Origin of the sequence: Mycobacterium scrofulaceum (assembly GCF_001667885.1) — a bacterium.
In the GTDB taxonomy this organism is placed as follows: domain Bacteria; phylum Actinomycetota; class Actinomycetes; order Mycobacteriales; family Mycobacteriaceae; genus Mycobacterium; species Mycobacterium scrofulaceum_C.
On the sequence record NZ_LZJW01000016.1, the window covers coordinates 1 to 10719 of the forward strand.

Annotated in this window: 11 protein-coding genes and 1 pseudogene; all 12 read right to left on the minus strand. The window is 68.0% G+C overall.

Annotated features, from left to right (window positions below; genetic code table 11):
• Positions 1-106: 106 nt before the first annotated feature.
• Positions 107-637: a histidine phosphatase family protein gene (locus A5681_RS01300; protein ID WP_067268783.1), complete on the minus strand. Its 531-nt coding sequence runs from the start codon at positions 635-637 to the stop codon at positions 107-109.
• Positions 634-1410: a CbtA family protein gene (locus tag A5681_RS01305; RefSeq protein ID WP_067268784.1), complete on the minus strand. Its 777-nt coding sequence runs from the start codon at positions 1408-1410 to the stop codon at positions 634-636. Before A5681_RS01305 ends, A5681_RS01300 begins: the two co-directional genes overlap by 4 nt.
• Positions 1411-1414: 4 nt before the next feature.
• The gene (locus A5681_RS01310; protein WP_067268785.1) at positions 1415-1624 is read right to left on the minus strand and encodes a CbtB domain-containing protein; all 210 of its coding nucleotides are present in this window, start codon (positions 1622-1624) and stop codon (positions 1415-1417) included.
• Positions 1625-1762: 138 nt separating this feature from the next.
• Positions 1763-2143 carry a YbjQ family protein gene (locus A5681_RS01315; protein ID WP_067268786.1) on the minus strand — a complete coding sequence of 127 codons (381 nt, stop codon included), beginning with the start codon at positions 2141-2143 and terminating at the stop codon, positions 1763-1765.
• A gap of 78 nt (positions 2144-2221) precedes the next feature.
• Positions 2222-4756, minus strand: coding sequence for an ATP-dependent protease ATP-binding subunit ClpC (gene clpC1 / locus A5681_RS01320; RefSeq protein WP_067268787.1), 2535 nt, complete (start codon positions 4754-4756; stop codon positions 2222-2224).
• 318 nt (positions 4757-5074) lie between these two features.
• Complete coding sequence (lsr2, locus tag A5681_RS01325) at positions 5075-5413, minus strand: histone-like nucleoid-structuring protein Lsr2 (RefSeq protein ID WP_003875617.1); 339 nt, start codon at positions 5411-5413, stop codon at positions 5075-5077.
• Positions 5414-5537: 124 nt separating this feature from the next.
• Positions 5538-7049: a lysine--tRNA ligase gene (gene lysS, locus A5681_RS01330; RefSeq protein WP_067268788.1), complete on the minus strand. Its 1512-nt coding sequence runs from the start codon at positions 7047-7049 to the stop codon at positions 5538-5540.
• A 120-nt stretch (positions 7050-7169) separates the two neighbouring features.
• On the minus strand, positions 7170-7985 hold the full coding sequence (locus tag A5681_RS01335; protein ID WP_067268789.1) for a type III pantothenate kinase: 816 nt from the start codon (positions 7983-7985) through the stop codon (positions 7170-7172).
• A 2-nt stretch (positions 7986-7987) separates the two neighbouring features.
• A complete protein-coding gene (gene panD / locus A5681_RS01340; RefSeq protein ID WP_067268790.1) occupies positions 7988-8407 on the minus strand; it encodes an aspartate 1-decarboxylase in 420 nt (139 codons plus the stop codon).
• Complete coding sequence (gene panC / locus A5681_RS01345) at positions 8407-9345, minus strand: pantoate--beta-alanine ligase (RefSeq protein ID WP_067268791.1); 939 nt, start codon at positions 9343-9345, stop codon at positions 8407-8409. The genes panD and panC overlap by 1 nt, the downstream gene beginning before the upstream one ends.
• Positions 9342-10253 carry a Rossmann-like and DUF2520 domain-containing protein gene (locus A5681_RS01350; protein WP_067268792.1) on the minus strand — a complete coding sequence of 304 codons (912 nt, stop codon included), beginning with the start codon at positions 10251-10253 and terminating at the stop codon, positions 9342-9344. Before A5681_RS01350 ends, panC begins: the two co-directional genes overlap by 4 nt.
• A gap of 116 nt (positions 10254-10369) precedes the next feature.
• A pseudogene (locus A5681_RS26950) lies at positions 10370-10719 on the minus strand (hypothetical protein); the annotation flags it as partial.

A 10719-nucleotide genomic window follows, 5' to 3' on the forward strand; every position in this document is an offset into this window, starting at 1 on the left:
CCTCAACACGATCCGCAGGCTTCAGCTCCACCGGAGGCGATGCGATCGAGGACATAACCCCATCATCGCAGGGGGGTCCGACAAGTTTCGAAAACCCGATCCCCGCTCACAGCCGCAGCGTCCAACGGCCATCGCGCAGGTGCATGACGGTATGACTGACGGGCGCAATGTCGATGCGCCAGAAGGATTTCGGCGGTGCCGCCAAGGCGAGCAGGACCGCCGCCCGGATGACCGCGGGATGCGTCACCGCCACGGTCGGCTGGCTCACCGACTTCACCCATGCCGCCACCCGTTCGATCAGATCGACGATCGACTCACCGCCGTGCGGCGCCCGGCCCGGATCCGTCAGCCACACCTCGAGGTCTTGCGGGTCGATCGCCTCCCGCGCTTGCCCGCGCCATGTCCCGTAATCGATGTCGGCCAGCCGCGGCTCGACGCTGGCGTCCAACCCCAGCAGCTCCGCCGTTTCACCTGCGCGCCGCTCGGGCGCGGCGAGGTGCTTCTTGGGTTTGAGGCCAACGTGTTTCACCTGCCCACGTCCGACGTCGCTGAGCGGTTCGTCGAGCGGGAACCGCGCGCAAGCCATGGCGTCGGTCATCGCGTGCGACACCAAGACCAGGCGGACGACCTCCGTCACGCGTTGATGCTCGGCGCGCGTTCCTCGAGCAACCGCCCGGCGAGCGTCGCGAACACCACGCCGATGGCGGTCCACAGCACCAGCTGAGCGGCCAGCGACAGCAGCCGGAAATCGTAGAGGACGTCGGCGGGAAAGCCCGGATAGATGATCGTGCCCGACGCGTCGCGCAGCGGCCCGGGGGTCTCGTCCACGCCCGGCAGCAATACCGCCAGCACCGCGACGGCCGCTACGTAGCCGCCCACGGCGAGCAGCCATCCGTGCCACGCACCGAGACGTGCCGCCAGCGACCGGCCGAGCCACCCGGCCGCGACGGTCAGCACCACCGACGCCAGCACCATCACCAGGTACCAGCCGGTGCGCGCCCCGATCGTGTCCGCCTGACCCACCGCCGGCGGATTCGGCGGATACTTCACGAACGGCACCAGGTACAGCGCGACGAAAGCCCCCGCGGCCAAGAGCAGCGAAAGCGCGCGCGGCCCAACGCTTGTCACGCGCGCGGCGACCACACAGAACAGCACGCTGAACAGCGCCCCCATCGCGACACCGAAGATGAACAAACCGAAGCCCAACCCCGCGTTGGACTGCACCCCGCGGCTGAACAACTCGGCGCCATGCTCGTGCACGCCATGAGCGTTCTCGGCGTCGGTCCGGCCGTCCTCGAAGGCGATGGCGCGGCCGATCACTGGCTCGGCGCACAAGCGGGCGAAGGCGAACGCCAACACCGCGCCGATTGCACCGGCCAGCAAGCCGCGTCCGATCAGACGCTTCTCCACGCGATCAGTGGCAGGGGAAGCCGAGCAGGTGCCGCGCGTCGTGCACGAACTCGTGCACGTGCGAATCGCTGCCGAACAGCGACACCGCGCCCTGGTCCACACCGACGAAGTACAGCGCCAACAGAGCCAGGAAGGCGGTGGCCGCCAACCAGACCGCGGCGCTGGCCGCGGATAGATCTACCGACCGGGTGCGGGTCGTCTCAACATTCGGCACGATTGACTCCTTCCGGGGATATCCGCGTCCCCGCTGCTGACGACGGGCTTGGGTCTGACTTTCGACAGTGGCGCGACCGTTCTGGAATTTCACCAGATTCCGTTGCCCGTCAGGACGAGAGTCAGTGTAAACCGGCGGTCAATGCTGCGGCGGCGGGGAGCCGTAACCCAGCTGGCTGGCGGTGTATTTCGCGGCCTCGGTGACCGGGGTCGCCTGGACCGCCGTGCCGTAGGCGCAGATCTCGGTCCAGACGTCGCCGATCTCGGTCGTGTCGAACCGCATCGCGACGATCGCGTTGCCGCCGCGATTGCGCGCCTCGGTGATCAGCCTCCCCATCGCCTCGTTGCGGCTCTCGGCCAGGTTCTTGGTCATGCCGGCCAGCTCGCCGCCGAACATCGCCTTGAAGCCGGCACCCATCTGGGAGAAGGCGTTGCGCGAGCGGACGGTCAGCCCGAACACTTCGCCGCAGACGCGCTGGATCTCCCAGCCGGGCAGGTCGTTGGTGGTGACGATCAACACGGGTTGGGCCCCTCTTTCAGAGCGCAGCGAAACGGGCGGCTAATCCGGTCAGAGATTAGCCGCCCGTTTGCTGTCGTGCTAGGGCGTTTCCGGCGCCGCGTGCGCACCGGCCTTCGCCAGGTCCGGCTCGGCCGGTGGCTTGCGCGTCCCCGTGAAGGTGAACACCGCGTCCTCGCCGGCGCTCTCGCCGTCCCAGTTGTCGACGTCGACCGTGACGACCTGTCCCGGTCCGACCTCCTCGAAGAGGATCTTCTCGGACAGCTGGTCCTCGATCTCGCGCTGGATCGTGCGCCGCAGCGGGCGGGCACCCAGCACCGGGTCGAAGCCCCGCTTGGCCAGCAAGGCCTTGGCCTTGTCGGTCAGCTCGAGAGCCATGTCCTTGGCCTTGAGCTGTCCGGCGACCCGGCCGATCATGAGGTCGACCATCCGGATGATCTCGTCCTTGGTCAGCTGGTGGAAGACGATGATGTCGTCGATGCGGTTGAGGAACTCCGGGCGGAAGTGCTTCTTCAGCTCGTCGTTGACCTTCTGCTTCATCCGCTCGTAGTTGTTCTCACCGCCACCCTGGGTGAAGCCCAGGCCGACCGGCTTGCTGATGTCGGACGTACCGAGGTTCGAGGTGAAGATCAGCACGGTGTTCTTGAAGTCGACCGTGCGGCCCTGACCGTCGGTGAGCCGGCCGTCCTCGAGAACCTGCAACAGGCTGTTGTAGATCTCCTGGTGCGCCTTCTCGATCTCGTCGAACAGCACCACCGAGAACGGCTTGCGCCGCACCTTCTCGGTGAGCTGGCCGCCCTCTTCGTAGCCGACGTATCCCGGCGGGGCACCGAACAGCCGCGACGCGGTGAACCGGTCGTGGAACTCGCCCATGTCGATCTGGATGAGCGCGTCGTCGTCGCCGAACAGGAAGTTTGCCAGCGCCTTGGACAGCTCGGTCTTACCGACACCGGACGGGCCGGCGAAGATGAACGAGCCCGACGGGCGCTTGGGGTCCTTCAACCCCGCCCGGGTGCGACGGATCGCCTTGCTGACGGCCTTGACGGCGTCCTCCTGGCCGATGATCCGCTTGTGCAGCTCGTCCTCCATGCGCAGCAGGCGGGTGGTCTCGGCCTCGGTGAGCTTGAACACCGGGATGCCGGTCCAGTTGCCCAGCACCTCGGCGATCTGCTCGTCGTCGACCTCGGCGACCACGTCGAGATCGCCCGAGCGCCACTGCTTTTCCCGCTCGGCCCGCTGGGCGACCAGCTGCTTCTCCCGGTCGCGCAGGCTCGCGGCCTTCTCGAAGTCCTGAGCGTCGATCGCCGATTCCTTCTCGCGGCGGGCGTCGGCGATCTTCTCGTCGAACTCACGCAGGTCTGGCGGCGCGGTCATCCGGCGGATCCGCATCCGCGCGCCCGCCTCGTCGATCAGGTCGATCGCCTTGTCCGGCAGGAACCGGTCGTTGATGTAGCGGTCGGCCAGCGTGGCGGCGGCCACCAGCGCGGAGTCGGTGATCGACACCCGGTGGTGCGCCTCGTAGCGGTCGCGCAGCCCCTTGAGGATCTCGATGGTGTGCTCCACCGTCGGCTCCCCCACCTGCACCGGCTGGAAGCGGCGCTCCAGGGCGGCGTCCTTCTCGATGTACTTGCGGTACTCGTCGAGCGTGGTGGCGCCGATGGTCTGCAGCTCACCGCGGGCCAGCTTGGGCTTGAGGATCGACGCGGCGTCGATCGCGCCCTCGGCGGCGCCGGCACCCACCAGGGTGTGCAGCTCGTCGATGAACAGGATGATGTCGCCGCGGGTGTTGATCTCCTTGAGCACCTTCTTCAGCCGCTCCTCGAAGTCACCGCGGTAGCGCGAGCCGGCCACCAGCGAGCCGAGGTCCAGCGTGTAGAGCTGCTTGTCCTTCAGCGTCTCCGGAACCTGGCCGTGCACGATGGCCTGCGCCAGTCCCTCGACGACGGCAGTCTTGCCGACGCCGGGCTCGCCGATCAGCACCGGGTTGTTCTTGGTGCGCCGGCTCAGGACCTGCATGACGCGCTCGATTTCCTTCTCGCGGCCGATGACCGGGTCGAGCTTGCCCTCCATCGCGGCTGCCGTCAGGTTGCGCCCGAACTGGTCGAGCACCAACGAGGTGGACGGGCTGCCCGACTCGCCACCGCGGCCACCGGTGCCGGCCTCCGCGGCCTCCTTGCCCTGGTAGCCGCTCAGCAGCTGGATGACCTGCTGGCGCACCCGGGTCAGCTCGGCGCCCAGCTTCACCAACACCTGGGCGGCAACGCCCTCACCCTCGCGGATGAGTCCGAGCAGGATGTGCTCGGTACCGATGTAGTTGTGGCCCAGCTGCAGCGCCTCGCGCAGGCTCAGCTCGAGGACCTTCTTGGCGCGCGGGGTGAACGGGATGTGCCCGGACGGCGCCTGCTGGCCCTGGCCGATGATCTCCTCGACCTGGCTGCGAACGCCTTCGAGCGAGATCCCCAGCGACTCCAGCGACTTCGCCGCGACGCCCTCGCCCTCGTGAATAAGACCCAACAGGATGTGCTCGGTGCCGATGTAGTTGTGGTTGAGCATCCGGGCCTCTTCTTGCGCCAGGACGACGACCCTGCGGGCACGGTCGGTAAATCGTTCAAACATCGGTGGTTACCTGCTCTCCCTCACCATCGGTACTTGGCCTCTGTGTGGCCCACCGGTCCCCGTTGGGGCCGGAATCTCATACCTGCCATCCACTGTAATGGTCGGCCTGCCAGGGGGCATAACCTTGTGGTTCCTTGCTGTTCAAGACCCGCCGGGCCCGTATCGGGCGATCTCCCCTGTGATTACAGCGCCGTAACCGAACCAACGTGGCCGGGCGCCAATTCGTTTCCTTACTCCGTGGACGATTCTTTCGCCGCCAGCGAAATGACAAACCGGCGCCCCGGGCCGCAGCGGTCCGGGGCGCCGGTCGGAGGTTTGTCAGGTCGCCGCGTGGAACGCGTCGATGACGTCGGCCGGGATGCGGCCGCGCGTCGACACGTTGTGGCCGTTGCGGCGGGCCCATTCGCGGATCGCGGCGCTCTGCTCGCGGTCGATCGCGCCGCGGCCGCGGCCGGAGCCCGACCGGCCACGCCGCCGACCGCCCACCCGGCGACCGGCTTCCACCCACTGCTTCAGGTCGTTGCGGAGTTTCGCGGCATTCTTGGACGAAAGGTCAATCTCATAGGTCACCCCGTCAAGGCCGAATTCGACCGTTTCGTCGGCTGCGCCGGCACCGTCGAAATCATCGACCAAGGTGACGGTCACTTTTTTCGCCATTAGCTTATCCTCGCATTTCGTCCTGAGCAGTTGCTGAGCAGTTTGGGTGAGCCTCCCCGGGTCACCAATCTGCCATAACAGGGCAGCATACTCAATCTGGCCGGAAGGCGCACAGTTGCACTTTTCAAGTGGAGTGCGGCCGAACAATCGGGAACAAAACTGTCTCGCGAATTGACAGTCCAGTCAAAGTCATCAACAACCGATCGATACCCATTCCCGTTCCGGTGCACGGCGGCATCGCATACTCGAGGGCGGCAAGAAAGTCTTCGTCGAGCACCATGGCCTCGTCGTCGCCTGCCGCCGCCGCGCGGGCTTGGGCGGCGAATCTCTCCCGCTGGACGACGGGGTCGTTCAACTCGGAATACCCGGTGGCCAATTCGACCCCGCGCACATAGAGGTCCCACTTCTCGGTCACGCCCGGAATGCTGCGATGCTGACGCGTCAAAGGCGTTGTCTCGACTGGAAAGTCCCGCACGAAGGTGGGCGCCGTCAGCGTGTTTCCCACCGTGTGCTCCCACAGTTCCTCGACGAGCTTGCCGTGCCCGTAGCCCCGGTCCCGGGGAATCTCGACCCCCAGCCGATCCGCGATGGCCCACAGCCGCTCCGCCGGCGTCTCGGGGGTGACCTCTTCGCCGAGCGCCGCGGACAGCGACGGGTACATTTGAATCGACGCCCATTCTCCATCTATGTCGTAGACACTCCCGTCGGGCAGCGGTAGTTGTCGGGTTCCGATCGCCTCATCGGCGACCTCTTGAATAAGCTCGCGCGTGACGACTGCCGAATCGTCATAGGTTCCGTAGGCCTGGTAGGTCTCGAGCATGGAGAATTCCGGAGAATGCGTCGAATCCGCGCCTTCGTTTCGGAACACTCGATTTAGTTCGAAGACCTTGTCGAAACCACCGACGATGCAGCGCTTGAGGAACAGTTCCGGCGCGATCCGCAGGTACAGATCGATGTCCAGAGCATTGGAATGCGTGACGAACGGCCGCGCCGCCGCGCCGCCCGCGAGCGTCTGCAACATAGGCGTCTCGACTTCGAGGAACCCGCGGCGTTCGAGCGAGTTGCGGATCGCGCGGACCACGGCGATTCGTTGCCGCGCCACGGTGCGGGCCTGGGGACGGACGATCAGGTCGACGTAGCGCTGCCGCACCCGCGCCTCTTCGCTCATCTCCTTGTGGGCCACCGGCAGCGGCCGCAGCGACTTCGCCGCCATCTGCCAGGAATCGGCGAGCACGGACAATTCGCCGCGCCGTGAGCTGATCACGTTGCCGTGCACGTAGACGATGTCGCCGAGGTCGACGTCGGCCTTCCACGCGTCGAGCGATTCGGGGCCGACCTTGTCGAGGCTGAGCATCACTTGGAGGGTGGTGCCGTCACCCTCCTGGAGCGTCGCAAAGCACAGTTTGCCGGAATTGCGCGCGAAGATCACCCGGCCGGCGACGCCGACGACGTCGTCGGTCGCGGTGTCGACCGGCAGGTCGGGGTGGTCGGCGCGCACCTGCGCCAGGGTGTGAGTGCGTTCGATGGCGACCGGATACGGCTCACGGCCCTCCGCCAACAAACGAGCGCGCTTGTCCCGGCGGATCCGGAACTGCTCGGGCAGGTCTGTTGCTGCGTCCTCGGGGGCGTCACTCACGACGTGCCAGCTTAAATGACCTCGCGGGGGCGGCTCTTACTGGCGGCCCGCCGAGATCGCCGTGATGGTCGTTGTTCCGGTCGCAGCCGCGACCACAGGGGCAATCTCGGTGGCGAGAATTCAGCGCGCGGTCTTCAACCGGCCGCGCTGGGCGTCGCGGTTGCGTTCGAAGACCAGCCGCAGGCCGTGCAGGGTCAGGTGCTGGTCGTAATGGCTCGGGGTGTGCAGCTCGGGCAGCAGCAGCGGTGCCGTATGCCCCGTCGCCACCACCGCGACGTCGTCGCCGGCGAAGCCGTCAACGTCCTCGCGAATCCGTCCGACCAGGCCGTCGACCAGCCCGGCGAAACCGAATACCGCTCCCGCCTGCATGCATTCGACCGTGTTTTTGCCCACCACCGAACGGGGACGGGACAGCTCCACCCGGCGCAGCGCGGCGGAGCGGGCCGCCGCGGCATCCGATGAGACCTGCACGCCGGGCGCGATCGCGCCGCCGAGGAATTCACCCTTGGCCGACACGACGTCCACACAGATCGAGGAACCGAAGTCGATGACGATCGCGGCGCTTTGAAACCGGTGAAAGGCTGCCAGGCAGTTGACGATTCGGTCGGCGCCCACTTCTTTCGGGTTGTCGACGAGCAGCGGGATGCCGGTGCGCACGCCGGGCTCGATCAGCACGTGCGGCACCGACGGCCAGTACTGGTCCAGCATGATCCGCACCTCGTGCAGGACCGACGGGACGGTCGACAGGGCGGCCGCACCGGTGAGCCGCTCGGAGTCGTCGCCGATGAGGCCGTCGATGGTCAGGGCCAGCTCGTCCGCGGTGACCTCGGACTCGGTCCGGATCCGCCACTGCTGCACGACCTTTGCGTGCTCTTTGGACCCGGAGATCAGTCCCACGACGGTGTGGGTGTTACGGACGTCGATCGCCAGCAGCACGGCTACCGCACAGTGATTCGGGGGTCGAGTAGCTCGGCGGCGTCCGCGGGAACGAAGGCCGGATCGTGGCCCAGGTCGATCGGCTTGTTGTCGGCGTCGACGAACACGATCCGCGGCTCGTACGAGCGCGCCTCCGCGTCTTCCATCGTCCCGTACGCGATCAGGATCACCAGATCACCCGGGTGCACGAGGTGGGCGGCGGCACCGTTGATCCCGATCACCCCACTGCCGCGCTCGCCGGTGATCGCGTAGGTGACCAGGCGGGCGCCGTTGTCGATGTCCACGATGGTCACCTGCTCGCCCTCCAGCAGGTCAGCGGCGTCCATCAGATCGGCGTCGATGGTCACCGAGCCGACGTAGTGCAAATCGGCCTGCGTCACGGTGGCGCGGTGGATCTTCGACTTGAGCATGGTCCGTAACATCAATTCCTCCAAGATGATTCACGGGGGTCCCGATATCCGTCCGGCCCCACGGGTGCCGGCGAAGTTTCGATCTCGATCGCGATGTTGTCCAGCAGTCGCGTGCTGCCCAGCCGGACGGCGACCAGCAGCCGGCCGGATCGGTTGGACCGCAACGGGCCCAGCTCCTGATCGCGCAGCTCGAGGTAGTCGACCGTGAGCTCGGGCACCGCCTCGAGCACCGCGCGCGCCGCGTCCAGCGCGGCCTGCGGCCCCGCGTCCGCGGCGTGCGCTCCCGCCGTCAACGCCGCCGAAACCGCCACGGCCGCCTCGCGCTGCACCGGATCGAGGTAGCGGTTGCGCGACGACATCGCCAGGCCGTCTGCCTCGCGGATGGTGGGCACGCCCACCACGGCGACGTCGATGTTCAGGTCGGTGACCATCTGCCGGATGAGCACCACCTGCTGATAGTCCTTCTCGCCGAAGAACACTCGGTCGGGGCGCACGATCTGCAGCAGCTTGCACACCACCGTGAGCACGCCGGCGAAGTGGGTCGGTCGCTGGCCGCCTTCGAGGTCCGCGGCCAGCGGACCGGGTTGCACGGTGGTGCGCAGTCCGTCGGGGTACATCTCCGCCGCCGTTGGCGCGAACACGATTTCGACACCTTCACCGCGTAGCAGCGCCACGTCGTCGTCGAGGGTCCGAGGATAGGCGTCGAGGTCTTCCCCGGCGCCGAACTGGAGCGGGTTGACGAAGATCGACACCGCGACCACCGAGCCGGGCACCCGTTTGGCGGCGCGCACCAGGGCGAGGTGACCCTCGTGCAGTGCGCCCATGGTGGGCACCAACATCACCCGGCGGCCGGTGTGGCGCAGCGCGCGGGACACGTCGGTGACGTCGCGGGGGCGCGAGTAGAGGTTGAGTTCGCCGGCCTTGAAGGCGGGCGGTTTGCCCGGTCTCATCCCGCCAGCACCTCGAGGACGTCGGCGGGAGCGTGGGCGCGCCGCGCGGTCCGCAGGGCGTTCAGCCGGTACGTCTGCGCGAGTTCCGGGTCGACCTGGTTCAGCGCGGCCAGATGCCCGGCAACCGCTGCCGCGTCACCGCGTGCGACCGGACCTGTGAGCGCGGCCTGCCCGCGTTGCAGGGTGTTCTCCAGCGCCGCCCGCGCCAGCGGTCCGACGATGCGTTCGGCGATACCGCCCGGCTGGTCGTCGACGGACTGTTGCCCGAGCAGTTCGCTGCCCCGCAGCGCGGCCCGCAGTGCCTCGAGCGCGTCGGCGAGGACCGTCACCAGGTGGTTGCCCGCGTGCGCCAGCGCGGCGTGGTAGAGCACCCGCGCTTCCTCACGCACGCAGAACGGCTCGCCGCCCATCTCAAGGACGAGCGACTGCCCGATCGCATACCCCACGTCGTCGGCGGCGGTGATGCCGAAACAGGTGTCCGGCAGCCGGTTGATGTCCTCGTCGGAGCCGGTGAAGGTCATCGCCGGGTGAATCGCCAGCGGGATGCAACCGTCCCGGGTCAGCGGCGCGAGGATGCCGACGCCGTTGGCGCCGGAGGTGTGGGCGACGATCGTGCCCGGCCGCACCGACGACGTCGCGGCCAACCCGGACACCAGGCCGGCCAGCTCGCTGTCGGGGACCGCCAGCACCAGCAGCTCGGCGACGGCGGCCACGTCCGGCGGCGGCACCACCGGGGTGTCGGGCAGCCAGCGCTGGGCCCGCTGGCGTGACGCGTGGGAGATGGCGCTGCACGCGACCACGACGTGGTCGGCGCGCTCCAGCGCGACACCGAGCGCGGTGCCCACCCGGCCGGCGGAGATGATCCCCACCTTGAGCCTGGCCGGGCGCAAACCGTCGAACTGCACCATCGCAGACGACCTCACAAATTTCTTTCGTTCGTTCCGGTCCCACCCCGTGGGTACCGTTCGGTCACTAAAACTGTAGTCGATTAGCCGTCGGCGCCCAATGTGAGGAAGCTCCCAGCTCAGCCGTCGCGGCGACGGCGCCGGCCCCCCTCGGACGGCTGGACCTGCAGCCGCGCCAGCAGCTCGGCAACCGACTGGCCGCCGGTCTGGGGGCCTTCGCCCGGGCCTTCCGAGCCCTGCGCCAGCGGGTCCGCCCCGCCGTGGCGGGGGGCGTTTTCCGGCGGTGGCGGCGGGGCGAGCCGCGGGGGCTCCGCATCGGAAAGCGGCGATGGCGACTGCGGTGGCAATGGAGGAGGGGGCGTGGCCGCGGCGGGCGTGGGGCCGGGCGCGAACGCCACTCCGAACCGGACGAGGCCTGGGCCGGCCCGCGGGACGAGCCGACGCCCCCGCCGGCGTACGGGGAAGCGGG